Raw genomic sequence first — 25,190 nt, 5'->3', positions numbered from 1 at the left:
GGGCCTCGCCCGACAACGCCCGATGCTCGAAACCAAGAACCTCACCATCCGCTTCGGCGGCCACGTGGCCGTCGACGGCGTGAGCTGCGCCTTCAAGCCCGGCACGCTGACGGCCATCGTCGGCCCCAACGGCGCGGGCAAGACGACCTACTTCAACCTGATCTCCGGCCAGTTGCCCGCGACCAGCGGCGAGGTCTGGCTGGACGGCGAGAACCTCACCGCGCAACCTGCGCCGGTGCGCACGCGACGCGGCCTGGGCCGCGCCTTCCAGCTGACCCAGCTCTTCCCCCACCTGACGGTGCTGGAGAACGTGCGCCTGGCCGTGCAGGCGCGGCGCGGCCTGGGCCTGCGGCTGCTGTCGGTGTGGCTCTCGCACCGCGAGCTGGTGCAGGAGGCCGAGGCCATCCTCCAGCGCGTGCGCCTGGACCACCGCGCCACCGACTTCGCGGCCAGCCTGCCGCATGGAGACCAGCGCAAGCTGGAGGTGGCGATGCTGATCGCCCTCGACCCCAAGGTCTATCTCTTCGACGAGCCGACGGCGGGCATGAGCGTGGACGAGGTGCCGGTGGTGCTGGACCTGATCCGCGCCCTCAAGGCCGAGAAAAAGCACACCCTGCTGCTGGTGGAGCACAAGATGGACGTGGTGCGCGAACTGGCCGACCGCATCATCGTGCTGCACCAGGGCCGGCTGGTGGCCGACGGCGACCCGGCCACCGTCATCGCCTCGCCGGTGGTGCAGGAAGCCTATCTCGGGGTGGCCGCATGAGTGCCTTGCTGACGCTCAAGGGTGTCCACACCCACGTGGGGGCGTACCACATCCTGCACGGCGTGGACCTGGAAGTCCCGGCCGGCCAGGTGACGATGCTGCTGGGCCGCAACGGCGCCGGCAAGACGAGCACCTTGCGCACGTTGATGGGGTTATGGACGGCGAGCGCCGGCAGCGTGAGCTTCAAGGGCGAGGACATCACCAAGCTCGCCACGCCCGACATCGCCGCGCGCGGCATCGCCTACGTGCCCGAGACCATGGGCATCTTCGGCGAGCTGAGCGTGGCCGAGAACCTGCTGCTGGCGGCGCGCTCGGCGCGGCGGCTGGCGGACCTGGACGCCAAGCGGCTGGACTGGCTGTTCGGGCTGTTCCCGGCGCTCAAGACCTTCTGGCAGCACCCGGCGGGCAAGCTGTCGGGTGGGCAGAAGCAGATGGTGGCCATCGCCCGGGCGCTGATCGAGCCGCGGGAGCTGCTGGTCATCGACGAGCCGAGCAAGGGGCTGGCGCCCGCCATCGTGGGCAACCTGATCGAGGCGTTGCGCTCGCTCAAGGGCGGCGACACGACGGTGTTGCTGGTGGAGCAGAACTTCCGGGTGGCTGCGGAGCTGGGCGACTCGGTGGCGGTGATGGATGACGGGCGGGTCGTGCATCGGGGGGCGATGCGGGAGTTGATCGAGGACGCCGGGCTGCAGCAGCGGCTGCTGGGGTTGTCGTTGGGGGCGCATCAGTGAGCGCCGGTTTGTTGTCGTCGGTGGCTTTTGCATCGGGTCGTGCGACTCCGTGCGTTCGGTGGGTCGGGGCGCTTTTGCGTCGAGCCTTTCGACTCGTTGCACCGCCGCGGGAATCCGCCCCGCGAGGGCGGGTAACTTTTCTCTGTCGGCGCCAGAGAAAAGTCACCAAAAGAGAGGCGCTTCAAAGCGATCGCCCTCGTTCGCTGAACGCTCGAACTGGGCTACAGGCGACCCGCTTCGCTCTCGCCGCTGCCCCTCTCCCGACCGCCATCCATCGCGCCGCATGGCCGCCTAACGCGCGGCTGCACGCCGTGCTCACGAGTCGAAATTCAAAAAACCAAGCGTCGCTCGGGCGACGCGTCGTGGCGGGTCGTGCCTTCATTGGTGAGCCCGGCGTGCAGCCGGCGTTAACCGGCGTGAAGGTCCGATCTGTGGTGACCTGGACAGGGACAGCAGCGAGAGCGCAGCGGGTCGCCTCGCGGTGTTTCTTGGCGTTCAACGCATCAAGGCGCCGGATTTGGAGCGCCTCTTCTTTGGTGACTTTCTTCTGGCGCGACAGAAGAAAGTTACCCGCCCTCGCGGGGCGGATTCCCGCGGCGGTGCAACGAGTCGAAAGGCTCGATGAAAAAGCTACCAACAACACAAACCACCGAGTCGAAAGACTCCCCGCAAAAGCAAAAGCAACCCGCAGGACCGACCGCGGATGAAGCTCGACCCCAAACCCCTCGCGCTCCTCGCAGCGCTCATGCTCCTGGCCCTGCCCCTCACCGGCAGCCCCACCACCTGGCTCACGCTGACCCTGGCCGGCGTCGCCATGGGCCTCATCATCTTCGTCATCGCCTCCGGCCTGACCCTGGTCTTCGGCCTGATGGACGTCCTCAACTTCGGCCACGGCGTCTTCATCGCCCTGGGCGCCTTCACCGCCACCACCGTCCTCGCCGCCCTCGCCCCCTGGGCCACCAGCGCCAGCGTCGCCGCCAACCTCGCGGCCCTCGCCGCCGCCTGCACCGCCGGCATGGCCGTCGCCGCCGCCGTGGGCGTGGTCTTCGAGCGCGTGCTGGTGCGGCCCGTCTACGGCCAGCACCTCAAGCAGATCCTCATCACCATGGGCGGCATGATCATCGGCGAGGAGCTGATCCGCGCCGCCTGGGGGCCGGCCCTCATCCCGCTGGAACTGCCCGAGAGCCTGCGCGGCATCTTCCTGCTCGGCGACGTGGCGGTCGAGAAGTTCCGCGCCCTGTCCATGCTCATCGGCCTGGCCGTGCTCGCCGTGCTGCTGTTCGTGCTCAACCGCACCAAGATCGGCCTGCTCATCCGCGCCGGCGTCCAGGACCGCGAGATGGTCGAGGCCCTGGGCTACCGCATCCGGCGGCTCTTCGTCGGCGTCTTCGTCGCCGGCTCGGCCCTCGCCGGCCTGGGCGGCGTGCTCTGGGGCCTGGTGCAGCAGGGCGTGGACTCGCAGATCGGCGCGCGCGTCAACCTGCTGCTCTTCATCGTCATCATCATCGGCGGCCTGGGCTCGACGCTGGGCTGCCTGGTCGGCGCCCTGCTGGTGGGGCTGGTGGCCAACTACGTCGGCTTCCTCGCACCCAAGGCAGCGCTGTTCTCCAACATCGGCCTCATGGTCGCCATCCTGCTGTGGCGCCCCCAGGGCCTCTACCCGGTAGGCGCCAGATGATCCGCGCCCTGCTCTCCCACGACCTGCCGCGCAGCCGCATCCTCGCCGTGCTGCTCGTCGCCTGCTTCCTCGGCCTGCTCGCCGCGCCCTTCGTGTTCCCGGGCACGCAGGCACTCAACGTGGCGGCCAAGATCCTCGTCTTCATCCTGCTCGTGGCCAGCTACGACCTGTTGCTGGGCTACACGGGCATCGTCAGCTTCGCGCACACCATGTTCGTCGGCATCGGCGCCTACGGCATCGCCATCGCCTCGACGCGGCTGGGCCCCGACTGGGGATCGCTGGCCCTCGGCTTCGCGGCGGCGCTGGCGCTGAGTGCCGTGCTGGCGCTGGCGATGGGGCTGGCCAGCCTGCGCGTGAAGGCCATCTTCTTCGCCATGATCACGCTGGCCGTGGCCTCGGCCTTCATGACCCTGGCCTCCCAACTGAGCGAATTCACCGGCGGCGAGGACGGCCTCAACTTCCAGCTGCCCGAGGTACTGCGGCCGTCGACGGAGTTCATGGAAGAGCCGGTCCTCGGCGTCATGCTCGACGGCCGGCTGCTGACCTATTACCTCCTCTTCGCCGCCGTCGCGGTCCTCGTGGTCCTGCTGCTGCGCATCGTCAACTCGCCCTTCGGCCGGGTGCTGCAGGCCATCCGCGAGAACGAGTTCCGCGCCGAGGCCATCGGCTACCGCACCGTCGTCTACCGCACCGGCGCCAACGTCGTCGCGGCGCTGCTGGCCTGCTGCGGCGGCGCCCTGCTGGCGCTGTGGCTGCGCTACACCGGGCCCGAGACCGCCATGAGCATGGAGATCATGCTGGACCTGCTGCTCATCGTCGTCATCGGCGGCATGGGCACGGTCTACGGCGCCGTCATCGGCAGCGTGCTCTTCATCGTCGCCCAGAACTACCTGCAGGCCCTGCTCAAGTGGGCCGGCGCGGCGGTGGAGGGCGTGCCCGTGCTGGCCACCCTGGTGTCACCGGACCGCTGGCTGCTCTGGCTGGGCCTGCTGTTCGTGCTGGCCGTCTACCACTTCCCGGGCGGCATCGTGGGGCGCTTGCGCCTGGCGGCCTGGGCGCGAGGGAGGAGAAGCAACCCATGATGCGCTCGCGCTACGTGACCTGCCTGGGTCGCGAGATCCACTTCACCGAATGGGGCGACGCCGCGGCGCCTGCCGTCGTCGCCTGGCACGGCCTGGCGCGCAGCAGCCGCGACTTCGACGACTTCGCCGAGGCCCTGGCCGGCCGCTGGCACGTGGTTTGCCCCGACACCCCCGGCCGCGGCCTGTCGCAGTGGGCGCCCGACCCGGCGCGGGACTACTGCCTGAGCTTCTACGTCGAGCTGGCCGAGGCCCTGCTCGACCAGCTCGGCCTGCAGAAGGTGCACTGGGTCGGCACGTCGATGGGCGGCGCCATCGGCACGCTGGGCGCCGCCACCCGGCTGCGCGGGCGCATCCGCCGGCTGGTGCTGAACGACAACGGCCCCGAACTGGCGCCCGTGGCGCTGGAGCGCATCAAGACCTATGCCGGCCAGCCACCGAGCTTCACGACGGTGACCGAGCTGGAGGCCTACTTCCGCGAGATCTATGCCAGCTTCGGCAGCCTCAGCGACACGCAGTGGCGCCACCTCACCGAGACCTCGCTGCGCCGCCTGCCCGATGGCCGCGTGACGACGCACTACGACCCCGCCCTGGTCGCGCAGTTCGAGCACCATCCCGACGACTACCTGCTGTGGGACGCCTGGGACCAGCTCGACCTGCCGGTGCTGTGCCTGCGCGGCGAGGACTCGACGCTGCTGACGGCCGAGACCGCCCAGGCCATGCGCGAGCGCGGCCCGCGGGCGGCGGTGGCCCTCATCCCCGGCTGCGGCCACGCGCCGGCCCTGAACACGCCCGAGCAGATCGGCCTCATCGAGCGCTTCCTCTCGGCGGACCCGACCCCGTGAATGCCCGTAACCCACCCCGGCGTGCCAGGGCCTAGAGTCGCGCAGCACCTCCTCAAGCCCATGAGCGAATACATCCTCGAGACCCGGGACCTGACCAAGGAGTTCAAAGGCTTCACCGCCGTGGACGCCGTCAACCTGCGTGTGCAGCGTGGCCACATCCACGCCCTGCTCGGCCCCAACGGTGCCGGCAAGACCACCTGCTTCAACCTGCTGACCAAGTTCCTGACGCCCACGCGCGGGCGCATCGTCTTCGCGGGCACCGACATCACGAACGAGACGTCTGCGCAGATCGCCCGGCGCGGCGTGATCCGCAGCTTCCAGATCTCGGCCGTCTTCCCGCACCTCACGGTGCTGGAGAACGTGCGCATCGGCCTGCAGCGATTTACCGGCACGAGCTTCCATTTCTGGAAGGGCCTGACAGGCCTGAAGACGCTGGACGCCAAGGTGCTGTCGCTGCTGGAGCTGGTGGACCTGCGCGACATGGCGTCGTTGAAGGCGGCGGATCTGCCGTATGGCCGCAAGCGTGCGCTGGAGATCGCCACGACCATGGCCATGGAGCCGCAGCTGATGCTGCTGGACGAGCCGACGCAAGGCATGGGCCACGAGGACGTGGACCGCGTGACGGCCCTCATCAAGCGCGTGGCCGAGGGGCGCACGGTGCTGATGGTGGAGCACAACATGAAGGTGGTCTCCAGCATCGCGGACCGGATCACGGTGCTGGCGCGAGGGGCGGTGCTGGCCGAGGGGGACTACGCGACGGTGTCGAAGCATCCGGCGGTGCTGGAGGCTTACATGGGCACCGAGGCGACTGAGTTGCAGGGGGCGCATTGATGGGGTCCGGTCCGGCGGCTTTCGCAACTCGCGGCGTCGGCTGTCGGGTTGCTTTTGCAGAGAGCCTTTCGACTCTCTGCACCGCCGCGGGAATCCGCCCCGCGAGGGCGGGTAACTTTTCTCTGTCGGCGCCAGAGAAAAGTCACCAAAAGAGAGGCGCTTTAAAGCCGACACCCCGGCGCGCTTACGCTCGGACTCGGCCACAGGCGACCCGCTTCGCTCTCGCCGCTGTCCCTATCCAGAGTGCCATCCATCCACCACCAGCCCGCCTAACGCGCGGCTGCACGCCGTGCTCACGAATTGAAAACCAAGCGCCGCTGGGGCGGCGCGTCGGCGCATGTGGTGCCTTCATTGGTGAGCCCGGCGTGCAGCCGGCGTTAACCGGCGTGAAGGTCCGATGCTTGGTGGTCTGGATAGGGACAGCGGCGAGAGCGAAGCGGGTCGCCTCGGGGCGCTTCTCGCCATTCAACGCATCAAGGCGCTGGGTTTGGAGCGCCTCTTCTTTGGTGACTTTCTTCTGGCGCCGACAGAAGAAAGTTACCCGCCCTCGCGGGGCGGATTCCCGCGGCGGTGCAGAGGGTTGCAAAGGCTCCTTGCAAAAGCAACCAACAACAGCACCAAGCCGCAAAGGCTTCCAGCCAATGCCAAGCCCCCTAACCCCGAGCGCGCACTGACATGGCCACCCCCGCCCTCGAAATCCAGAACCTCCACGCCTGGTACGGCGAAAGCCACATCCTGCACGGCATCAGCCTGAGCGTGCAGCCCGGCCAGGTCATCACCCTGCTCGGCCGCAACGGCGCCGGCCGCACCACCACCCTGCGCGCCATCATGGGCCTGACCGGCGCGCGCAAGGGCTCCATCAAGGTCCACGGCGAAGAGACCGTCGGCCTGTCCACCCACCGCATCGCCCAGCTCGGCATCGGCTACTGCCCCGAGGAACGCGGCATCTTCGCCAGCCTGTCCACCGAAGAGAACCTGCGCCTGCCGCCCCTGCTCAAGAGCCGCCGCGGCGAGGTCATGAGCGAGAGCGAGATCTACGCCATGTTCCCCAACCTCGCCGAGCGCCGCCACAGCCCCGGCACGCGGCTGTCGGGCGGCGAGCAGCAGATGCTGGCCGTCGCGCGCATCCTGCGCACCGGGGCCGACATCCTGCTGCTGGACGAAATCTCCGAAGGCCTGGCCCCCGTCATCGTCCAGGCCCTGGCACGCATGATCCGCGAGCTCAAGAAGCTCGGCTTCACCATCGTCATGGTGGAGCAGAACTTCCGCTTCGCCGCCCCGCTGGCCGACCACTTCATCGTCATCGAGCACGGCGAGGTCGTGCTGTCCTTCCCCGCTGCCGAGCTGCCCGCCAAACAGGCGCAGCTCGACGAGCTGCTCAGCGTTTGAACCGACACCCCAAGGAGACAACCATGAACGCGATCCGCACCACCCTCGCCACCGCCGCCCTCGCGGCCTTTGCCTGCAGCGCCCAGGCCCAGGTCTCGGGCGACGTCATCAAGATCGGCTTCCTGACCGACATGTCCAGCGTCTACGCCGACATCGACGGCGCCGGCGGCGTCGAGGCCATCAAGATGGCCATCGCCGACATGAAGGGCGTGGCCGCCGGCAAGAAGGTCGAGCTGATCTTCGCCGACCACCAGAACAAGGCCGACGTGGCCTCCGCCAAGGCCCGCGAGTGGATGGACACCCAGGGCCTGGACCTGCTCGTCGGCGGCACCAACTCCGGCGCCAACCTCGCCATGGCCACCGTCGCGGCCGAGAAGAAGAAGCCCTTCATCTCCATCGGCGCCGGCAGCTCGGCCCTGACCAACGCCAACTGCACGCCCTACACCATCCACTACGCCTACGACACCGTGGCCCTGGCCAACGGCACGGGCGCGGCCGTCACCAAGGCCGGCGGCAAGACCTGGTTCTTCCTGACGGCCGACTACGCCTTCGGCGCCGCGCTGCAGGCCGACACCACGGCCGTCGTGCAGAAGAGCGGCGGCACGGTCAAGGGCAGCGTCAAGCATCCGCTCAACGCGAGCGACTTCTCCAGCTTCCTGCTGCAGGCCCAGAGCTCCGGCGCGCAGATCCTCGGCCTGGCCAACGCCGGCGGCGACACCATCAACGCCGTCAAGGCCGCCAACGAGTTCGGCATCACCAAGACCATGAAGCTCGCCGGCCTGCTGATGTTCATCAACGACGTGCACAGCCTGGGCCTCAAGACGACCGAAGGCATGTACCTGACGGACTCCTGGTACTGGAACCAATCGCCCGAGGCCCGCGCCTGGAGCCGCCGCTTCTTCGAGAAGATGAAGCGCATGCCCTCGTCGCTGCAGGCCGCCGACTACTCGGCCGTGAGCCACTACCTCAAGGCCGTGGACGCGGCCAAGACCGACGATGCCGACAAGGTCCTCGCCAAGATGAAGGCCACGCCCATCAACGACTTCTACACCAAGGGCACCATCCGCAAGGAAGACGGCCGCGGCGTGCACGACATGTTCCTGCTGCAGGTCAAGTCGGCCAAGGAGTCCACCGAGCCCTGGGACTACTTCAAGGTCGTGACGCGCATCCCGGGCGAGGAGGCGTTCACCAAGCTCGCCGACAGCAAGTGCCCGCTGGTGAAGAAATGAACACAGCCACAGAGGCACAGAGACACAGAGAAGCCCCTTGGGCTCTCCCTGGTGCTCGATCTCTCTGTGCCTCTGTGTCTCTGTGGCGTATTCGCTCTCCTGAGACGCGCGTGACATGACAGAACTGTTCGGCATCCCCCTCCCCGCCCTGCTCGGCCAGCTGCTGCTGGGCCTGGTCAACGGCTCGTTCTACGCGATGCTGTCGCTCGGACTGGCCGTCATCTTCGGCATGCTCAACATCATCAACTTCGCCCACGGGGCGCTGTACATGATGGGGGCCTTCTTCGCCTGGATGGGGCTGGAGTACCTGGGGCTGAACTACTGGTTCATGCTGGCGCTGGCGCCGCTGGCCGTGGGCGTCATCGGCATCGTCATCGAGCGCACCATGCTGCAGTGGCTCTACAAGCTCGACCACCTCTACGGCCTGCTGCTCACCTTCGGCATCACCCTGGTCATCGAGGGCGTGTTCCGCTCGGTCTACGGCGTCTCGGGCCAGCCCTACCAGGTGCCCGACCAGCTCGCCGGCGCCACCAACCTCGGCTTCATGATCCTGCCCAACTACCGCGGCTGGGTGGTCGCGGCCTCGCTGGTGGTGTGCTTCGCCGTGTGGGCCCTGATCGAGAAGACCTCGCTCGGCGCCAAGCTGCGCGCCGGCACCGAGAACCCCAAGCTCGTGCAGGCCTTCGGCATCAACGTGCCGCGCATGGTGACGCTGACCTATGCCGGCGGCGTGGCCCTGGCCGCCTTCGCCGGCGTGCTGGCCGCGCCCATCCTGCAGGTGTCGGCGCTGATGGGGACCAACCTCATCATCGTCGTCTTCGCCGTCGTCGTCATCGGCGGCATGGGCTCCATCCTCGGCTCCATCCTCACCGGCCTGGGGCTGGGCATCGTCGAGGGCCTGACCAAGGTGATCTACCCCGAGGCCTCCAACACGGTCGTGTTCGTCGTCATGGCCATCGTGCTGCTGGTGCGCCCCGCCGGCCTCTTCGGCAAAGAGAAATGACCCCAACACAGCCACAGAGACACAGAGCCACAGAGAGAGCCGAACGATGCGCGATGACGCGCAGCCTCTCTGTGCCTCTGTGTCTCTGTGGCTGTGTTCTTCAGCAATAGCGCTCACCCATGCCCACCTCGACCCGGACCACCCTCGTCGGCTACGCCGCCCTCTTCATCGGCATCGGCCTGCTGCCGCTGCTGGGCGCCTACCCCGTCTTCGTGATGAAGGTGCTGTGCTACGCCCTCTTCGCCTGCGCCTTCAACCTGCTGGTGGGCTTCACCGGCCTGCTGTCCTTCGGGCATGCCGCCTTCCTCGGCACGGCCGGCTACGTGACCGGCCATGCGCTCAAGGTCTGGGGCCTGCCCACGCCGCTGGGCCTGCTGCTGGGCATGGGCGGGGCGGCCGTCGTGGGCCTGGTGTTCGGCCTGCTGGCCATCCGCCGCTCGGGCATCTACTTCTCGATGATCACGCTGGCTCTGGCGCAGATGCTGTACTTCTTCTTCCTGCAGGCGCCCTTCACGGGCGGCGAGGACGGGCTGCAATCGGTGCCGCGCGGCAGCTTCCTGGGCTTGAACCTGGAGAGCGACCTGGCCCTCTTCTACGTGGTGCTGGGCATCTTCATCGCCGCCTTCTGGCTGATCTACCGCATCGTCCACTCGCCCTTCGGCCAGGTGCTGACCTCCATCCGCGAGAACGAGGCCCGCGCCACCTCGCTCGGCTACGACACCGGCCACTTCAAGCTGCTGGCCTTCGTGCTCTCTGCGGCGCTGGCCGGCCTGGCCGGCGCCACCAAGACCCTGGTGCTGGGCTTCGCGACGCTGACCGACGCCATCTGGACCACCTCCGGCCTCGTCATCCTGATGACGCTGGTGGGCGGCATGGGCACCCTCGTCGGCCCGATGGTGGGCGCCCTGGTCATCATCGCGCTCGAGAACAAGATCGGCGACCTGGGCAACCTGCTGGCCGACCTGACCGGCATCGGCTGGTTCAACAGCCTGGGCGAGTCGGTCAGCCTCGTCACCGGCCTGATCTTCATCGTCTGCGTGCTGGCCTTCAGGCGAGGCCTCGTGGGCGAGGCGATGGCGCTGTGGGAGAAGCGGGCGGCAAAGCCGCGCGCCGCCGCCTGAACACCAGCACATTGCCCGCCATCACCAGCACCAGGCCGACCAGCGCCGGTGCCGTCCAGCGGTAGCCCTCGGCCCAGGCAGAGACATTCAGGGCCACCACGGGGAACAGCACCGTGCTGTAGGCCGCCCGCTCCGGGCCCAGCCGCCCCACCAGCGTGAGATAGGCCGTGAAGCCGATCACCGAGCCGGGGATGGCCAGGTAGAGCAGGGCGCCGACATACCTCGGGCCAGGGTCGAAGGCCAGGGGCTGGCCGGCCAGCAGCGCATAGCCGAGCAGGATGGCCGTGCCCACGGCCATGCCCCAGGCATTGGTCTGCACCGGCTTCAGGCCCTCGGCCTGCAACGCGGCCGACAGCAGGTTGCCGGTGGAGAAGCACAGCGTGCCGCCCAGGGCCCAGGCCAGCCCTGCCAGCGTGGACGTGCCCGCATGCTGGCTCGCGATCTCGGGCCAGAACAGCAGCACCAGCCCCATCAGGCCGAGGGCACCACCACCCAGCACCTGCGGCGCCACGGCGCGGCCGTGCACCAGCCGCGCCAGCAGCGCATTCCACAGCGCTGCGCTGGAGAACACCACCGCCACCAGGCCGCTGGCCACGCTGCGGCTGGCGTTGAGGAAGCAGACGAAGTTCAGGCAGAACAGGCACAGCCCCTGCGCCAGCACCCACAGCCGCGCCCGCCCGCGCGGCACCACCAGCTGGCGCCGCCACAGCAGCCAGGCGAACAGCAGCAACGCCGCCAGGCCGAAGCGGTAGGCGATGGACAGCGCGATGGGCACGGGCCCGAGCTGCCACTTCAGGGCGATCCAGGTCGTCCCCCAGATCAGCACGACGAGCACATAGAGAAAGGCGTTCATGCCGCCAGCATGCGGCGCCGGCTGGCCAGGCGATTGCACATTCCTGCGCATCGACGGCCCTGCGCCGGCAGGGGCAAGCCGCCCGGCCCTAGCATGGCGGCATGCCTGACCTGACCGCCGGCCACACCGCCCACCAGCCCGTCTTCGACGTGCTCGGCCGCTCGCGCGCGCGCCGAGAGCGCGAAGTCGACCTGGCCGACGGCCTGCGCCTGGCGCAGTGGTTCAACGACGGCGGACGCATGGACTATGAGAAGCCCGGCCACCACACGCTGTCGGTCTATCTCCAGGGCGGGCGGCGCACTCACCTCGTCGAAACGCCGGGCGAGACCGGTTCCCCAGGTTGTCATTGCATCCTGCCCGCCGAGCACGAGTCGCACTGGAACGTGGCCGGGCCGCTGCGCTTCGTCCACCTCTACCTGTCCGACACCGCCTGGGCGGACCGCATCGTGCGCCTGCTGGACGCCGAGCCGCGCGCCATCACGCTGGAGCAGCGCATCTTCGGCGCCGACGCCCGGCTGGCGGCCTGGGCCCAGGCGGTCGCCGCCCGCGACTGGCAGGACCCGGCCGAGCGCCTGCGCGTCGACTCGCTCAGCCAGGCCGCGCTGGACCACCTCGTGCTGCAGGCGGCCCGCCCCCGGCAGAGGCAGCGGGCCGAACGGGCCGCGGGCGGCCTGTCGGGCCCGGCGCGGCGGCGGGTGCTGGACTTCGTCGACGCCCACCTCGACGGCGGCGACCTCGGCCTGACTCGGCTGGCCGCCGAGGCCCACCTCTCGGAATTCCACTTCGCGCGCATGTTCCGCGTATCCATGGGCTGCACGGTGCACGACTGGGTCGCCGCCCGCCGGCTGGACCGGGCGCGCGCCCTGCTGCGCGAGACGGCCCTGCCGCTGGCCGACGTGGCCGCCGCCTGCGGCTATGCCGGCGCCAGCCACCTGAGCCGCCACGTCAAGGCCGCCACGGGCGCCACGCCCGGCCAGTTGCGCCGCGCCCTGGCCGGCCGTTGAAGGCCTGCTGCCAGGACGTCGTCAGCATTCACTGCAAAGTTAGGGGGCGCGCCGCCGGGGCTTGTGGCTCAGCATGGATGCATGCCCCGCTCGTCCCGCTTCAAGTTCACCGTGCCCGTCATCGCGGCACTGCTGGGCTTCGTGTTGACCTTGATCGCACCGGAGGAGGCCGACATCGGCCGGGCACCGGCTCAGGTGCTGCCGCGCCGCTGAGCGGCCCGGGAATGTTCCCTGCCCGCTGAGGCTTTTCCGCATCGCCCGCCTGCCTACACTGCGGCCCACTCCAGGGAGGACGCAGGATGGCATCCAGGATCGTGAAGGCCGCGCTGGCGGCCGTGGTGGTGGCGGGCGCGGCGGCGGCCGGCTGGTGGGGCTGGCAGCGCAGCCAGCAGCCAAGCCAGCCGAGCAGCGCCGAGATCGGCGCCGAGGAGGCGGCCTTCGCCTTCAGCGAGTGCAAGGCCCGCCTCTTCGACGGCTCGCCGGCCATCGCGCTCATGTTCACCCAGGCCCTGGACCGCAAGCAGGACTTCAACGCCCTGCTCACCGCCGCCGAGGGCACGCCCGGCCCCAAGGCCGACCCGAACGACCCCGCCAGCAAGGCCGGCCCGCCGGACCCGGCCAGCTTCAAGCCCGTCGCCGGCCGCTGGGTGCTGGGCGACAACCCGCGCGTGCTCTACCTGCCCTACGTCACGCCGGACCGCGCCTACCGCATCGCCATGAAGGCCGAGCTGGCCTCGCACGCCGGCAACAAGCTGGCCACGGCCCAGACCTGCGACGCCGCCAGCGAGGCCATGCCGCCGAGCTTCTACTTCGCCAGCCGCGGCCTGGTGCTGCCGGCCGGCCAGAACGGCGGCCTGCCGGTCGTCAGCATCAACACGCCCGAGGTGGACGTGCAGTTCCTGCGCGTCAAGCCCGAATCCCTGCCCGCCTTCCTGGAACAGGTGGGCGGCCGGCGCGAGCGCGAGAACCGCGGCAGCGCCGACGAAGAGGGCGACTACTACGACGGCGGCTATGGCGGCTACGGCGACAACCAGCGCCGCCTCAAGGGCACCGTCGGCGGCTGGGTGCTGGACGAACTCCGCGCCATGACCGACAGCGTCTACATCACCCGCTTCAAGACCGACGAGCGGCCCAACCGCCGCAACGTCAGCTTCCTGCCGGTCGAGAAGATCCAGGCCCTGCAGGAGCCGGGCATCTACGTCGCCGTCATGAGCCAGCCCGGCCGCTTCGGCTGGGACTACCAGGTCACCCACTACTACGTCACCGACATCGGCCTGCACCTGCGCCGCCACGCCGCGCAGATCGACGTGTTCACCACCTCGCTCAAGTCCGGCAAGGCGCAAGGCGGCATCGAGCTCAGCCTCATCGACGAGGCCGGCAAGGCCCTGGCCCAGGTGCAGACCGATGGCGACGGCCATGCCGTCTTCACCGGCCGCAGCGACAAGGCCCGCGCCGTCATCGCCCGCAAGGGCAGCGAGATGTCGGTGCTCTCCCTGCGCGACGCCGCCCTGGACCTCTCCGAGTTCGACGCCACCGGGCACCCCTCGCGCTCCAGCAAGCTCTTCGTCTACGCCGGCCGCGACCTCTACCGGCCCGGCGAGAGCTTCAACGTCTCGGTGCTGTCCCGCGACGTCGACGGCCGCCTGCCGGCCAAGCTGCTGCCGGTCACCCTCACCGTCAAGAAGCCCGATGGCAGCAAGCTCGTCGAGCAGCTGGTGCAGCCCGCCCAAGGAGCGACGGGCCGCCCCGAGCTCCTTGAGCCCCCGCGGGGGGCGGGCCAGGCCAAGCCTGGCCCTGGGGGCCAACATGCCCTTGGTCAAGGCTACTTCCAGCAGTCCATCGCCCTGCCGGCCGATGCCCCCACCGGCGGCTGGACCGTCCAGGCCCGCGTCGACCCCGCGGCCAAGCAGCCCGATGCCCAATGGGCCTTCAAGGTCGAAGAGTTCCTGCCCGAGCGCATGAAGCTCACGCTGACGGCGCCCGAGGCGCCGCTCACCGGCGAGGTCAGCCTGCCCGTGCAGGTGCAAGGCGACTACCTCTACGGTGCGCCGGCCGCCGGCAACCGCCTGCAGGCCACCGTCACCACCGAGCGCCTGGCCAACCCGCTGGCGCAGAAGCTGCCCGGCTTCCTCTTCGGCGACTTCGCCGACGACAAGGCCCGCTCGCGCCAGGACGTGGCCGACGTCGAGCTGGATGCCGAAGGCAAGGCCGAGGTCGCCCTGACCGCCAACCTCGCCGAACGCAGCTCGCCCATGCGCGTGCGCGGCGCCTTCAGCCTGCTGGAGTCCGGTGGCCGGCCGGTGGTGCGCAGCCTGGAGCGCACCTGGTGGCCGGCTGCCGCCCTCGTCGGCGTGCGGCCCCTGTTCGACCGCAACGTCGCGCCCGAAGGCGGCCTGGCCGGCTTCGAGGTCGTCCGCGTCGACCCGACCGGCGCCTTCAAGCCCGCCAAGGACCTGAAGCTCACCCTCACCTACGAGGAACGCCAGTGGTATTGGCGTTATGACGACGGCCGCGGCTGGCATTCGGGCTTCAACACGACGGACGAACTCGTCGAGGCGCGCAGCCTCAAGCTCGCCGCCAAGACCACCGTCAACCTGCCCGTGCGCTGGGGACGCTACCGCCTGGAGATCGAAGACCCCGAGACCCAGGAGACCCTGCGCTACGCCTTCTACGCCGGCTACGGCGCCCAGGACGCCGACGACATCGGCAACCGCCCCGACCGCGTGCAGCTGCAGCTCAAGGGCGCGCCGTTCAAGGGCGGCGACACCGCCCATCTCACCATCAAGCCGCCGCACGACGGCGAGGCCGTCGTCACGGTGGAGGGCGACCGCGTGCTGTGGTCCAGGCGCATCGGCGTGAAGGCCTCGGGCACGGACCTCGACATCCCCGTCAGCGCCGACCCGGCCTGGCAGCGCCAGGACCTCTACGTCACCGTCGCCGCCTTCCGCCCCGGCAGCGAGGGCGACCGCGTGACACCGGCCCGTGCCCTGGGCCTGGTGCACCTGCCGCTCAACCGCGAGGACCGCAAGCTGAAAGTGGCGCTGGAGGCCCCGGCCAAGACCCAGCCTTCCACCACCCTGCCCATCAGGGTCAAGGTGCCGCAGCTCGCGGGCAAGGCGGCCATCGTCACCGTCTCGGCGGTGGACGTGGGCATCCTCAACATCACCAACTACAAGACGCCCGACCCGGCCGATTTCTTCTTCGGCAAGCACCGCTACGGCGCCGACATCCTCGACCTCTACGGCCGCCTCATCGAGAAGATGGAGGGCAACACGGCCCAGCAGCGCTTCGGCGGCGACGCCGGCAAGCGCGACACCCAGTCGATGCCGCGAAAGGTGCTGCTGGTCGACCTGTTCAGCGGCCCCGTCGCGCTGGACGCCAAGGGCGAAGCGTCCATCAGCCTCAAGCTGCCCGACTTCAACGGCACCCTGCGCCTGATGGCCGTGGTCAGCAGCGCTGACAGTTATGGCTCGACGCAGGCCGACACCGTCGTCGCCGCGCCGCTGGTGGCCGAGCTCTCCATGCCGCGCTTCATCGCGCCTGGCGACAAGGCCACCATCGCCCTGGACGTGACCAACCTCAGCGGCGCGCCCCAGGATGTGAAGGTGGCGCTGAGCGCGAGCGGCCCCGTGCGCATCAGCGGCGCGGCCGATGCCGTGCGGTTGAACGACAAGCAGCGCCAGATCCTGCGCTTCCAGGCCGAGGCCCTGGACGCCTACGGCCTGGCGCCGATCAAGCTCACCGTCAGCGCCGGGCCGCTCAGCCTGGTGCGCGAGGCGGCGCTGCAGGTCCAGCCCGTCACGCCGCTGACCCGCGAGAGCCGCCGCATCCGCCTGGAGCCGGGCGCCACCCAGGCCGTCGACAAGGCCCTGCTCGACGCCTATTGGGCCGGCTCGGCGGCGCTCTCCCTGAGCGTCTCCAACACGCCGCCCATCGACATCCGCGAGCAGGTGCGCGGCCTGCTGATGTACCCCTACGGCTGCCTGGAGCAGACGACCTCCAGCGCCTACCCCCTCGTCTTCATCGACGACGAGGCCGCCAAACGCTGGGGCCTCACGCCCGTGCCGCGCGAGGAGCGCGCCAAGCGGCTGGAAGGCGCCTTCGCCCGCCTGGCCGGCATGCAGCAGGCCCGCGGCGGCTACGGCCTGTGGGCGGCCAGCAGCCCCTACGAGGCCTGGCTGTCGGCCTACGTCACCGGCTTCCTGCAGGACGCCCGCGACGCCGGCTTCGCGGTGCCCGAGGTCCAGCTGAAGAAGTCGCTCGACAACCTGACCGAGCAGTTCCAGCGCAGCCCCGGCCAGCAGATGACGCCGCCCAAGGAACCGCGCCGCAACGACAAGGGCCAGCTCGCCGACTACCACGACGCCGAGGCCCTGCGCATGGCCCACCAGCGCTTCGCCGAGGCGGCCCACATGGGCTACATCCTGGCGCGCGAGCAGAAGGCGCCGCTGGCCACGCTGCGCACCCTGCACGACCAGCACCGTGGCAACGCCCTGTCGCCCCTGCCCCTGGTGCACCTCAGCCTGGCGCTCAAGCTGATGGGCGACGAAGCCCGCGCCAAGGTCGCCCTGGACGACGCCATGAAGCGCGGCTACGGCTACCAGCAGCCCGACCCGAACAACTATTGGTGGGGCGAATGGCTGGGCGACTACGGTTCGCGCGTGCGCGACCGTGCCCTGGCCTATGCGCTGCTGCTGCGCCACAAGGTCGTGCACGAGCGCCGCGAGAACCTGCTCTTCGACCTCGCCGACGACTTCAGCCGCCGCAACTACTACTCCACGCAGGAGCGCCTGGCCCTCTTCCTCGCCATGCAGGCCGCCACCAACGGCGCCGGCAAGGACGACGCCTGGAAGACCACGCTGGCCATCGGCGCGAAGAGCGATGCCTGGAACGGCAGCGGCACCGGCCAGCAGAGCCTGGACCTGGCCCAGCTCAAGGCCGGCGTGACGCTGAAGAACGAGGGCACGGCGCCGCTCTATCTCGACGTCACGGCCCAGGGCTATCCCGTCAAGCCGTTGCCGCCCAGCAGCGAACGCATCGCCGTCGAGCGCGCCATGTTCACGACCGAGGGCAAGCCCGTGTCGGCGCGGCAGTTCACCACCGGCGAGATGTTCATCGTGCGCCTGCGCGTGAAGGCCACGCAGTTGGTCAAGGACGGTCTGGTGGTGGACCGCATCCCGGCCGGCTTCGAGATCGAGAACCTCAACCTCAGCCAGGGCCCGCAGGCCGGCGAGTTCACGGTGGAGGGGGTCAACGTCGCCCAGGCCAACGCCAACGAGCGCATCGTCCACACCGAGTACCGCGACGACCGCTTCGTCGCCGCGGCCCAGCTCGGCTCGCAGCTCGACCTGTTCTACCTGGTGCGCGTGGTGACGCCGGGCCGCTTCGTCGTGCCGGCCACCTTCGCCGAGGACATGTACCGGCCCGAGATCCGCGGTGTGGGCAGGGCGGAAGGGGAAATCACGGTGGTGGACAAGAAGTGAAGCCGCGCGGCCGGCCATGAACCGACACGCACACTCGAACTTCGCCATGCGCCTCCCTCTGCTCACCACCCTCCTGGTCGCCCTGACCGCCCAGGCCGCGCCGCTGCCGCCCACCGCCCGCACGGAGGTCGACGCCCTGCTGACCCGCCTGCAGTCCTCGGGCTGCGAGTTCAACCGCAACGGCAGCTGGTATGCCGGCGCCGAAGCCAAGGCCCACCTGCTGAAGAAGCTCGACTATCTGGAAGGCAAGGGCATGGTGAGCACCGCCGAGCAGTTCATCGAGCGCGGCGCCTCTGCCAGCAGCATGAGCGGCAAGCCCTACCTCGTGCGTTGCGCCGGCAAGGCGCCGGTGGAAAGCGCGCAGTGGCTGAAGGCGGAGCTGCTGCAGGTGAGGGCGGCTCGGGCGGCGTCGGCGCCTCGTCAGCCCGGTTGATTTGGCGCGGCCACCGCCATCACCACGGGTTCAGAACCGGCACCTTGGCGTGCTCGAACTCCGACACGTCCCGCGTCACCACGGTCAGCCCGTGATGGGCGGCGGTGGCTGCAATGATGAGGTCGGGCTGCGAGAAGGTATGCCCGGCCTTGCGCCCGGCATCCACGAGCAGCCGCCAGACCAGCATCACGTCTTCCGACACCGGCAGGACGCGTTGCTCGAACAGGGGCCTCACCTCGTGGGTGAGCCAGGCCGTCAGTTCAGCGCGGCGCCCGGCGTCCGGGAGACGTTCGATGCCGTAGCGGATCTCCGCCAGCGTCACCGTGCTGATGTGCAGGCTCTCCAGCGATTGCGCGGCCACGAATTTCAGAACACGCGGTTCGGGGCGGGGCTTGCGCAGCTCGGAGATGACGTTGGTGTCCAGCAGATAGCCCGTCACAGCTCCACGTCCCTCACCGGCATGGGCGACCGGCTCACGTCGAGTTCGGCGTCGCGCCACGGGGAAGCCTGCATGGCCTCGATCAAGTCGCGCCCCGTCCGCTCGCCCTTGAGGCGGCGAAAGTCGTCCAGCGTGATCACCACCACTTCGTCCCGGCCATGCACGGTGACATGCTGGGGTCCCTCGCTGTGCACGCGCCGCACCAGTTCGCTAAAGCGCGCCTTGGCGTCCTGCAGCACCCAATGCCCGGGGCGCCCCGGGCGGGTCGATCGGTCTCGTTTTGCCGTGCTCATCACCGCTCCATCTGGTCAGACTGACTAGAATACCCCGGCCGTCGATAAGACTCAATCCATGCGCCTGCCCGCCTCCCGCCTGCGCCGCTTCGAGCTCACGCTCGCCGCCCTGCTGCTGGCCGTCCTCGCGCTGGACTTCGCCTTCCCCCTGCCCACGCCCGCGGCCGATTCGCCGACGCTGACGGTGCTCGCCGCCGACGGCACGCCGCTGCGCAGCTGGGCCGGCGACGACGGCGCGCAGCGCCAGCCCACGACGCCCGAGGCCGTGTCGCCGCGCTACCTCGAAGCCCTGCTGCACTACGAGGACCGCTGGTTCCGCTGGCATCCGGGCGTCAACCCCGTGGCGCTGGCGCGCGCGGCCTGGCAGTGGGCGCGGCATGGGCGCATCGTCTCCGGCGGCTCCACGCTGACGATGCAGGTTGCCCGCCTGGTGGACGACAGGGCCGCCGGCCGCAGCGTGCCCGCCAAGCTGCGCCAGATCGCCCGCGCCCTGCAGCTGGAGCTGCATTGCAGCAAGCACGAGATCCTGTCCCTCTACCTCAACCTCGCACCCATGGGCGGGCCGCTGGAAGGCGTGGAGACGGCCAGCCGCGCCTACCTCGGCAAGGGCGCGGCCGAGCTCTCGCAGGCCGAGGCGGCCCTGCTCGTCGCCCTGCCCCAGTCGCCCACGCGGCTGCGGCCCGACCGCGCCGTGGCCGCGGCCCAGGCGGCCCGCGACAAGGTGCTCACACGCATGCAGACCCTGGGCGTCTGGAGCGCCGCCGACGTCGCCGACGCCAAGCTGGAGCGCGTCTTCGCCCCGCCGCTGCGCGCCCGCTGGCTGGCCCCGCTGGCCGCCGAGCGGCTGCGCAAGCAGGCGCGCCGCGCCGGCCGCTCCGAGGCGGTCATCCAGACGACGCTGGACGCCGGCCTGCAGGCGCGGCTGGAGCAACTGCTGGCCGACCGGCTCAACACCCTGCCCGACGCCGCCTCCATGGCCGCGCTCGTCGTCGACAACCGAACCCTTGAAGTGCGCGGTTATGCCGGTTCGGCCGACTTCAACGACGCCCGCCGCGGCGCCCACGTCGACATGGTGCAGGCCCACCGCTCGCCCGGCTCCACGCTCAAGCCCTTCCTCTACGCCATGGCGCTGGACGAAGGCCTGATCCACTCCGAGAGCCTGCTCATCGACGCGCCGCAGAACTTCGGCGGCTATGCGCCCGGCAACTTCCAGGCCGATTTCTCCGGCCCCGTCAGCGTGGCCGAGGCCCTGCAGCGCTCTCTCAACGTGCCCGCCGTCGACCTGCTGGACCGCCTCGGCCCCGAGCGCTTCGCCGGCCGGCTGCGCAATGCCGGGCTGAGGCTGCGCATGCCGGCCAACGCGGCGCCCAACCTCAGCCTCATCCTCGGCGGCGGCAGCACCTCGCTGGAGGAGCTGGTCGGCGCCTACACGGCCCTGGCGCGCGGCGGGCTGGCGGGTCGGCCGCGGCTTACGCCGGCCGAGCCCGCCACCGAGGCGCGGCTGATGAGCGAGGGCGCCGCCTTCATCGTGCGCGAGATCCTGGAGAGCGGCGGCCGGCCGGGCAACCCTTTTCGCGAGAGCAGCCAGCGCGTGGCCTGGAAGACCGGCACCAGCTTCGGCTTCCGCGACGCCTGGGCCCTGGGCGTGACCGACCGCTACACCTTCGGCGTCTGGATCGGCCGGCCCGACGGCACGCCCAACCCCGGCCACTTCGGCGCCAACTCCGCGGCACCGCTGCTGCGCGACCTCGCGGCTGCCCTCGGCCCCAGCGACGCACGCCAACAGCTCGGCCCGCGCCACCAGCCCGCCAGCGTGAGCGCCGTGCCCATCTGCTGGCCGCTGGGCGGCGCCGAGGCCGCCACGCCCCCCGGCCAGTGCCTGAAGCGGCGCACCGCCTGGACGCTGGACGGCGCCGTGCCCCCCACGCTGCCCGACCGGCTCCGGCCGACCGGGCTCGTGGAGGCGGCCTGGACCCACGGCAGCGCCGGCCGCGAGCGCGTGCGGCCCGACTGCGACGACCAGGCCGTGCGCCACGACGTCGCCCGCTGGCCGACGCTGCTGCAGCCCTTCCTCGACACCGCCGAGCGCGACCCCGTCGAGCTGCTGCCCTGGCGCCCCGGCTGCGTGCCGTCGACGCCGGCCGCCGCGGGCCTGCGCATCGTCGGCCTGGAGCCCGGCAGCGTGCTGCGGCCCACCCCCGGCCAGGCGAGCATCAGCCTGCGCCTGCAGGCGGTGGGCGCCAGCCAGGGCGTCACCTGGCTGCTGGACGGCCAGTTCATCGGCAGCAGCGAACAGCCCGGCGCGAGCCAGCTGCTCACGCTGACCCGCGAGGGCTCCCATGCCCTCACCGCCATGGACGGGCGTGGCCGCTGGGTGCGCCTGCCCTTCGAGGTGCAGGCCCTGCCCGCGCCGAGGCGCCCCGCCGCGGCGGGCGGGATGGCCCGGAACGGGACTTCCGGCACGCTTCAAGCCCTCTGAGGCGCGAAGACACTGCCGTCTTCGCTAAGCTGACACCGCCGCGCGTGATGATGCGCGATTGCCGCGTGCCGCGCGGCCCTACACGACGATGAACGAGCCCTTGACCTGGATCCTGGCCGGCGCCCTCACCGTGGGCGTGGTCGTCCTTCTGCTGTGGCTGGGCCGCCGCCGCCAGCAGCGCGCCCGCGACGCCGCTGCGCGCCGCGAAGCCCAGCGCATGGCCCTGGAGCAGGCCGAGCATGCCTCGCGCGCCCAGCGCGTGGCCACCGAACTGGAGCGCCAGACGGCCCGGGCCGAGGCCGAGCACATGCGCGAGATCGAGACCGGCCTGGCCCAGCGCCTGGCCGAGCAGCGCGCCGCCGAAACCGCCCTGGAAGCCGAGCGCGCCCGCGCCGAGCAGGAAGAAGCCCTCCAGCGCGAAGCCCGGGCCGAAGCCCAACGCCAGCAGGCCGTGGCCGACGAGGCGCGCCGGCTGGCCGAGGAACGCGCCGAGGCTGAACGGCGGGAAGCCGAACGCCTGGACGCCGAACGCCGGGCCCGAGAGGAAGCCGAGCAGGCCGAGCGGGAAGCCCAGGCCGCCCGGCAGGCGGCCGAAGCCGCCGAGGCCCGCCTCGCCCAGGAACGCGCCGATGCCGAGCGCCGCGCCCGCGAGGCCGCCGAAGCCGCCGCGCGCGCCGAACGTGAGCGCCAGGCCGCTGAACAAGCCGCCCGGGAAGCCGCTGCACGGGAGGCCGCGGCCCGCGAAGCCGAGGCGGCGGCCGAGGCCGAACGCCAGGCCGCCGAAGCCCGTGCCCGCGCCGCCGCCACCCGCGAGCTGCGCGCCGACGAGACCCTGGTGCTGGTCGCCGACGACTCCAAGATCGTCCGCGTCAAGATCAGCCGCCTGCTGGCCGGCCAGGGCTACCGCGTCGCCCTGGCGGACAGCGGCGAGCAGGCCCTGGAGCTGATGGCGGCCGAGCGTCCGCACGTACTCATCACCGACGTCGAGATGCCCGGCATCGACGGCTTCGAGCTGACCCGCCAGGTGCGGGCCGCCGCCGCGACGGCCGAGCTGCCCGTGCTGATGATCACCTCCTCCGACGACAAGCAGGACGAGGCCCGCGCTGCCGGCGTCACCCAGCTGCTGGGCAAGCCCTATTCCGAAGAGGCGCTGATCGCCGCCATCGAAGCCGCCCGCCTGGCCGTGCGCGTGCCGGCCTGAGGGCGCGCCTGGCTGGCCGTTCGAGCGCATTTCAACGCCGCGGCGCTGACGGGGATCACGCCGCCGCTCAGAAGGCGTAGCGCGCCACCAGGTCGAGCCGCCCCAGGGTTCCCCGCGGGCCCGAGCAGGCCACGCGACGCCCCCAGATCAACTCGGTGCCGAGTTCGACGTTCTTGACCGGCACATAAATCAAGCCGGCGTGCAGCTGCTGCAGGTGCTTGCTGGCATCGCCCAGGGCGAGGAACTCGGCGCTGACGTCCGCGCGATTCCGCCCGCAGGCCAGGTTCACGCGCAACCCGAGGCCTGGGCCAAGGCGCCGCTGATCGCCTTCGACCGGGCGGGCGACCTCGCGCTGCGGCTGATGCGCGCTGCTCGCGAAAGCCGCCGCTCCCGCCGACGCACCGGCGCCCGGCGCTGCCTGCACAAGCCGCGCTGACACGCCCGCCGGCAGCCTCCACTGGACCGTCGAGGAAGGTGCGCCGCGGCACCGCAGCCGATACCATCCGCGCCAGTTCCACAGCCGGAACCCCGTCGATGGTCAAGCTCTCGCGCCGTTCCGCCTGCCATGCCTGCATCGCATGGATGGGCGCCCCCCTGGCAGCGCGAGCCGGCGGCGACCTGCTGCGCGTCAGCTACAACGACGACTACGCCCCGTACTCCTACACCGAGGCGCCCGAAGGCGCGGTGCTGGGCGTGCTGCCCCAGGTGCTGCAGCTGGCCTTCGGGCTGGCATTGCCCGGGCTGCGGCTGGAGCACACGGCGCGGCCGTGGCGGCGGGCCCAGTCGCGGGTCGAATCGGGCCAGGCCGACGCGCTGTGCACCTTCGCCTCCGACGACCGCCGGCGCTACGCCCTCTTCAACCGCGTGCCGGTGGTGACGCTGGAGCCGCACCTCTTCTTCAGCGCCGCCCACCCGCGGCGCCGAGAGCTGGAGCAGCTCACCTCACGGGACGCCCTCAAGGCATTCCGCCTCGTCGACCAGCGCGGCAACCAATGGGCCGAACAGCAGTTCGCGGACTTCCCCAACGTGGAGTGGGTGACCAGCCACGACGCCTCCTACCGCATGGTGCTGAGCGGCCATGTCGACGTGCACGTGGTGCTCTCGCCCCTGGTGACCCTGTGGCGGCTGCGCAAGCTCAACCTGCACCAGGCCATCGTCTCTGCGCCGGCGCCCTTCGTGGCGCCAGCCGTGCCCTTCCACCTCGGCATCCGCAAGGCACTGCCCCAGGCCCAGCCCTGGCTGGACGCGCTGGACGGCCAGCTCCAGCAGCCCAGGGTGCGCGAGCGCGTGCAGGCCATCGAGCGCGGCTTCATGTGAAGGGCGGGCCCGCGGGCCACCCGGACGGAGGCGGCCGCTCGCTATGCTCCAGGCATGCCGATGCCCAGGGCCTGGAAATGACGCTCGCCGCCGACGGTTTCGTTCTCGTTCCGAAGCTGCTGAGCGACGCGGAGTGCGGCCAGGTCGCGCAAGCCCTCGACGCCTGCGCGGCGCCGGGCGTCGGTTCGAGGCGCCTGCTGCAGGAGGACTGGTGCGCAGCGCTGGCACGCAGGGTCATGGTTCACCCGGAAATCGGCAAGGCGCTGCCGGCTCGCGCACGGGCCATCCAATGCACCTTCTTCGAGAAATCCGCCGCCAGGAACTGGCTGGTGCCCATCCACCAGGACCTCAGCATCCCCGTCGCAGGCCGCGTCGACCACCCGGCCCTTTCGGGCTGGAGCGAGAAGGAAGGCGCCTGGTTCGTCCAGCCTCCCGACGCCGTGCTCGCGCAACTGCTCGCGGTCCGCATCCACGTCGACCCCTGCTCGCCAGAGGACGGCCCGCTGCGGATCGTCCCCGCGTCACACCGGCTGGGCCGGGTCGACCCCGAGCGGGCGGTGCAATTGGGGAGGGCGCAAGGCGTCACCGTGCCAGCCCGGCGCGGCGACGCCCTGCTCATGCGTCCCCTGGCCCTGCACGCCTCCTCCAAGGCTTGCGGCACCAGCCGGCGCAGGGTGCTGCATTTCGTGTTCGGGCCGGCACAGCTGCCGCATGGGCTGGTGTGGTGAGGGTCGAGCCGGTCCGAGGCAGGTTGTCGAAGCGCTCGACAGGGCAGCGCGGATTCCACGGGAGCAACAGATGACATTCCTGCATCTGCTCCGCAGAGACGTCATCCGATTCATTCGACTTTGGGTGTGCTGCGTCTAGCCAAGGCGCCGACGAAGGGCGGCAATCGTTTAGGTTTGTTCGACACCTGCCCGCGCGACATGCCGGTGGTGCGAACGACACCCAGTAGAGGGCAGGTGTTGAACAAGCCTCGAGGGAGGAAACCGCGGCGCACGTGGCGGTGCCGCTCG

General features: G+C 70.5%; 23 protein-coding genes. 19 read left to right on the top strand and 4 right to left on the bottom strand.

Annotated features, from left to right (window positions below; all coding sequences use genetic code 11):
- Positions 1-22: 22 nt before the first annotated feature.
- The 10 genes from LXT12_RS22885 to LXT12_RS22840 all read left to right on the top strand — a co-directional run bounded on the left by LXT12_RS22885 (position 23) and on the right by LXT12_RS22840 (position 10,672).
- Complete coding sequence (locus LXT12_RS22885) at positions 23-766, top strand: ABC transporter ATP-binding protein (protein ID WP_233394618.1); 744 nt, start codon at positions 23-25, stop codon at positions 764-766.
- On the top strand, positions 763-1,497 hold the full coding sequence (locus tag LXT12_RS22880) for an ABC transporter ATP-binding protein (RefSeq protein ID WP_233394617.1): 735 nt from the start codon (positions 763-765) through the stop codon (positions 1,495-1,497). The genes LXT12_RS22885 and LXT12_RS22880 overlap by 4 nt, the downstream gene beginning before the upstream one ends.
- 703 nt (positions 1,498-2,200) lie before the next feature.
- Positions 2,201-3,175, top strand: a complete 975-nt coding sequence (locus LXT12_RS22875) for a branched-chain amino acid ABC transporter permease (protein WP_233394616.1) — start codon at positions 2,201-2,203, stop codon at positions 3,173-3,175.
- Entirely contained in the window at positions 3,172-4,257 is a 1,086-nt protein-coding gene (locus LXT12_RS22870) for a branched-chain amino acid ABC transporter permease (RefSeq protein WP_233394615.1), read from the top strand. The genes LXT12_RS22875 and LXT12_RS22870 overlap by 4 nt, the downstream gene beginning before the upstream one ends.
- The gene (locus tag LXT12_RS22865; RefSeq protein ID WP_233394614.1) at positions 4,254-5,099 is read left to right on the top strand and encodes an alpha/beta fold hydrolase; all 846 of its coding nucleotides are present in this window, start codon (positions 4,254-4,256) and stop codon (positions 5,097-5,099) included. Before LXT12_RS22870 ends, LXT12_RS22865 begins: the two co-directional genes overlap by 4 nt.
- Before the next feature lie 60 nt (positions 5,100-5,159).
- Positions 5,160-5,930, top strand: coding sequence for an ABC transporter ATP-binding protein (locus tag LXT12_RS22860; RefSeq protein ID WP_233394613.1), 771 nt, complete (start codon positions 5,160-5,162; stop codon positions 5,928-5,930).
- A gap of 675 nt (positions 5,931-6,605) precedes the next feature.
- Positions 6,606-7,319 (top strand): ABC transporter ATP-binding protein, encoded by a 714-nt coding sequence (locus LXT12_RS22855; RefSeq protein ID WP_233394612.1) that lies wholly within the window; start codon positions 6,606-6,608, stop codon positions 7,317-7,319.
- 23 nt (positions 7,320-7,342) lie between these two features.
- Positions 7,343-8,548: an ABC transporter substrate-binding protein gene (locus LXT12_RS22850; RefSeq protein ID WP_233394611.1), complete on the top strand. Its 1,206-nt coding sequence runs from the start codon at positions 7,343-7,345 to the stop codon at positions 8,546-8,548.
- Positions 8,549-8,663: 115 nt separating this feature from the next.
- Positions 8,664-9,551, top strand: a complete 888-nt coding sequence (locus LXT12_RS22845; protein WP_233394610.1) for a branched-chain amino acid ABC transporter permease — start codon at positions 8,664-8,666, stop codon at positions 9,549-9,551.
- A gap of 119 nt (positions 9,552-9,670) precedes the next feature.
- Positions 9,671-10,672 (top strand): branched-chain amino acid ABC transporter permease, encoded by a 1,002-nt coding sequence (locus LXT12_RS22840; RefSeq protein WP_233394609.1) that lies wholly within the window; start codon positions 9,671-9,673, stop codon positions 10,670-10,672.
- Here the strand turns inward: LXT12_RS22840 and LXT12_RS22835 are convergent.
- On the bottom strand, positions 10,599-11,525 hold the full coding sequence (locus LXT12_RS22835; protein WP_233394608.1) for a DMT family transporter: 927 nt from the start codon (positions 11,523-11,525) through the stop codon (positions 10,599-10,601). The two genes, LXT12_RS22840 and LXT12_RS22835, sit on opposite strands and share 74 nt — an antisense overlap.
- Positions 11,526-11,626: 101 nt before the next feature.
- On the opposite strand from LXT12_RS22835, the gene LXT12_RS22830 reads away from it, so the two are divergent.
- The 4 genes from LXT12_RS22830 (at position 11,627) to LXT12_RS22820 (ending at position 18,445) form a co-directional block, all read left to right on the top strand.
- Positions 11,627-12,529 (top strand): helix-turn-helix domain-containing protein, encoded by a 903-nt coding sequence (locus LXT12_RS22830; protein WP_233394607.1) that lies wholly within the window; start codon positions 11,627-11,629, stop codon positions 12,527-12,529.
- Positions 12,530-12,610: 81 nt separating this feature from the next.
- Positions 12,611-12,742 (top strand): hypothetical protein, encoded by a 132-nt coding sequence (locus LXT12_RS26810; RefSeq protein ID WP_255763751.1) that lies wholly within the window; start codon positions 12,611-12,613, stop codon positions 12,740-12,742.
- A gap of 86 nt (positions 12,743-12,828) precedes the next feature.
- The gene (locus tag LXT12_RS22825) at positions 12,829-18,012 is read left to right on the top strand and encodes an alpha-2-macroglobulin family protein (protein ID WP_233394606.1); all 5,184 of its coding nucleotides are present in this window, start codon (positions 12,829-12,831) and stop codon (positions 18,010-18,012) included.
- 46 nt (positions 18,013-18,058) lie between these two features.
- Entirely contained in the window at positions 18,059-18,445 is a 387-nt protein-coding gene (locus LXT12_RS22820; RefSeq protein ID WP_233394605.1) for a YfeK family protein, read from the top strand.
- 19 nt (positions 18,446-18,464) lie between these two features.
- On the opposite strand, the gene LXT12_RS22815 is transcribed toward LXT12_RS22820, so the two are convergent.
- Both LXT12_RS22815 and LXT12_RS22810 read right to left on the bottom strand, forming a co-directional pair.
- A complete protein-coding gene (locus tag LXT12_RS22815) occupies positions 18,465-18,884 on the bottom strand; it encodes a type II toxin-antitoxin system VapC family toxin (protein ID WP_233394604.1) in 420 nt (139 codons plus the stop codon).
- Positions 18,881-19,177 (bottom strand): type II toxin-antitoxin system Phd/YefM family antitoxin, encoded by a 297-nt coding sequence (locus tag LXT12_RS22810; RefSeq protein WP_233394603.1) that lies wholly within the window; start codon positions 19,175-19,177, stop codon positions 18,881-18,883. The genes LXT12_RS22815 and LXT12_RS22810 overlap by 4 nt, the downstream gene beginning before the upstream one ends.
- A 58-nt stretch (positions 19,178-19,235) precedes the next feature.
- On the opposite strand from LXT12_RS22810, the gene pbpC reads away from it, so the two are divergent.
- Together pbpC and LXT12_RS22800 are read left to right on the top strand one after the other, a co-directional pair.
- Positions 19,236-21,656 carry a penicillin-binding protein 1C gene (gene pbpC / locus LXT12_RS22805; protein WP_233394602.1) on the top strand — a complete coding sequence of 807 codons (2,421 nt, stop codon included), beginning with the start codon at positions 19,236-19,238 and terminating at the stop codon, positions 21,654-21,656.
- A gap of 58 nt (positions 21,657-21,714) precedes the next feature.
- The gene (locus LXT12_RS22800; protein WP_233394601.1) at positions 21,715-22,857 is read left to right on the top strand and encodes a response regulator; all 1,143 of its coding nucleotides are present in this window, start codon (positions 21,715-21,717) and stop codon (positions 22,855-22,857) included.
- A gap of 67 nt (positions 22,858-22,924) precedes the next feature.
- Here LXT12_RS22800 and LXT12_RS26805 read toward each other — a convergent pair whose 3' ends face one another.
- Positions 22,925-23,050: a hypothetical protein gene (locus LXT12_RS26805; protein ID WP_255763750.1), complete on the bottom strand. Its 126-nt coding sequence runs from the start codon at positions 23,048-23,050 to the stop codon at positions 22,925-22,927.
- Positions 23,051-23,056: 6 nt separating this feature from the next.
- On the opposite strand from LXT12_RS26805, the gene LXT12_RS22795 reads away from it, so the two are divergent.
- The 3 genes from LXT12_RS22795 to LXT12_RS22785 all read left to right on the top strand — a co-directional run bounded on the left by LXT12_RS22795 (position 23,057) and on the right by LXT12_RS22785 (position 24,902).
- Positions 23,057-23,293, top strand: a complete 237-nt coding sequence (locus LXT12_RS22795; RefSeq protein ID WP_233394600.1) for a hypothetical protein — start codon at positions 23,057-23,059, stop codon at positions 23,291-23,293.
- A 146-nt stretch (positions 23,294-23,439) separates the two neighbouring features.
- Positions 23,440-24,174 carry a substrate-binding periplasmic protein gene (locus LXT12_RS22790; protein WP_233394599.1) on the top strand — a complete coding sequence of 245 codons (735 nt, stop codon included), beginning with the start codon at positions 23,440-23,442 and terminating at the stop codon, positions 24,172-24,174.
- Positions 24,175-24,251: 77 nt separating this feature from the next.
- Complete coding sequence (locus LXT12_RS22785; protein ID WP_233394598.1) at positions 24,252-24,902, top strand: phytanoyl-CoA dioxygenase family protein; 651 nt, start codon at positions 24,252-24,254, stop codon at positions 24,900-24,902.
- Positions 24,903-25,190: the final 288 nt, after the last annotated feature.

The sequence above is a fragment of the Pelomonas caseinilytica genome (assembly GCF_021353235.1).
In the GTDB taxonomy this organism is placed as follows: domain Bacteria; phylum Pseudomonadota; class Gammaproteobacteria; order Burkholderiales; family Burkholderiaceae_C; genus Pelomonas; species Pelomonas caseinilytica.
Note: the sequence above shows the minus strand (reverse complement) of the source record. Positions and strands in the feature narration are given on the sequence as shown.

What these genes read in the sequence shown, in the direction of transcription:
- LXT12_RS22880 (WP_233394617.1), top strand. Translation starts at nt 763, where the DNA reads ATGAGTGCCTTGCTGACGCTCAAGGGTGTCCACACCCACGTGGGGGCG.
- LXT12_RS22810 (WP_233394603.1), bottom strand. Translation starts at nt 19,177, where the DNA reads ATGAGCACGGCAAAACGAGACCGATCGACCCGCCCGGGGCGCCCCGGG.
- LXT12_RS22885 (WP_233394618.1), top strand. Translation starts at nt 23, where the DNA reads ATGCTCGAAACCAAGAACCTCACCATCCGCTTCGGCGGCCACGTGGCC.
- LXT12_RS22840 (WP_233394609.1), top strand. Translation starts at nt 9,671, where the DNA reads ATGCCCACCTCGACCCGGACCACCCTCGTCGGCTACGCCGCCCTCTTC.
- LXT12_RS22830 (WP_233394607.1), top strand. Translation starts at nt 11,627, where the DNA reads ATGCCTGACCTGACCGCCGGCCACACCGCCCACCAGCCCGTCTTCGAC.
- LXT12_RS22870 (WP_233394615.1), top strand. Translation starts at nt 3,172, where the DNA reads ATGATCCGCGCCCTGCTCTCCCACGACCTGCCGCGCAGCCGCATCCTC.
- LXT12_RS22820 (WP_233394605.1), top strand. Translation starts at nt 18,059, where the DNA reads ATGCGCCTCCCTCTGCTCACCACCCTCCTGGTCGCCCTGACCGCCCAG.
- LXT12_RS22875 (WP_233394616.1), top strand. Translation starts at nt 2,201, where the DNA reads ATGAAGCTCGACCCCAAACCCCTCGCGCTCCTCGCAGCGCTCATGCTC.
- LXT12_RS22855 (WP_233394612.1), top strand. Translation starts at nt 6,606, where the DNA reads ATGGCCACCCCCGCCCTCGAAATCCAGAACCTCCACGCCTGGTACGGC.
- LXT12_RS26810 (WP_255763751.1), top strand. Translation starts at nt 12,611, where the DNA reads ATGCCCCGCTCGTCCCGCTTCAAGTTCACCGTGCCCGTCATCGCGGCA.
- LXT12_RS22865 (WP_233394614.1), top strand. Translation starts at nt 4,254, where the DNA reads ATGATGCGCTCGCGCTACGTGACCTGCCTGGGTCGCGAGATCCACTTC.
- pbpC (WP_233394602.1), top strand. Translation starts at nt 19,236, where the DNA reads ATGCGCCTGCCCGCCTCCCGCCTGCGCCGCTTCGAGCTCACGCTCGCC.
- LXT12_RS22790 (WP_233394599.1), top strand. Translation starts at nt 23,440, where the DNA reads ATGGGCGCCCCCCTGGCAGCGCGAGCCGGCGGCGACCTGCTGCGCGTC.
- LXT12_RS22825 (WP_233394606.1), top strand. Translation starts at nt 12,829, where the DNA reads ATGGCATCCAGGATCGTGAAGGCCGCGCTGGCGGCCGTGGTGGTGGCG.
- LXT12_RS22785 (WP_233394598.1), top strand. Translation starts at nt 24,252, where the DNA reads ATGACGCTCGCCGCCGACGGTTTCGTTCTCGTTCCGAAGCTGCTGAGC.
- LXT12_RS22860 (WP_233394613.1), top strand. Translation starts at nt 5,160, where the DNA reads ATGAGCGAATACATCCTCGAGACCCGGGACCTGACCAAGGAGTTCAAA.
- LXT12_RS22835 (WP_233394608.1), bottom strand. Translation starts at nt 11,525, where the DNA reads ATGAACGCCTTTCTCTATGTGCTCGTCGTGCTGATCTGGGGGACGACC.
- LXT12_RS22845 (WP_233394610.1), top strand. Translation starts at nt 8,664, where the DNA reads ATGACAGAACTGTTCGGCATCCCCCTCCCCGCCCTGCTCGGCCAGCTG.
- LXT12_RS22850 (WP_233394611.1), top strand. Translation starts at nt 7,343, where the DNA reads ATGAACGCGATCCGCACCACCCTCGCCACCGCCGCCCTCGCGGCCTTT.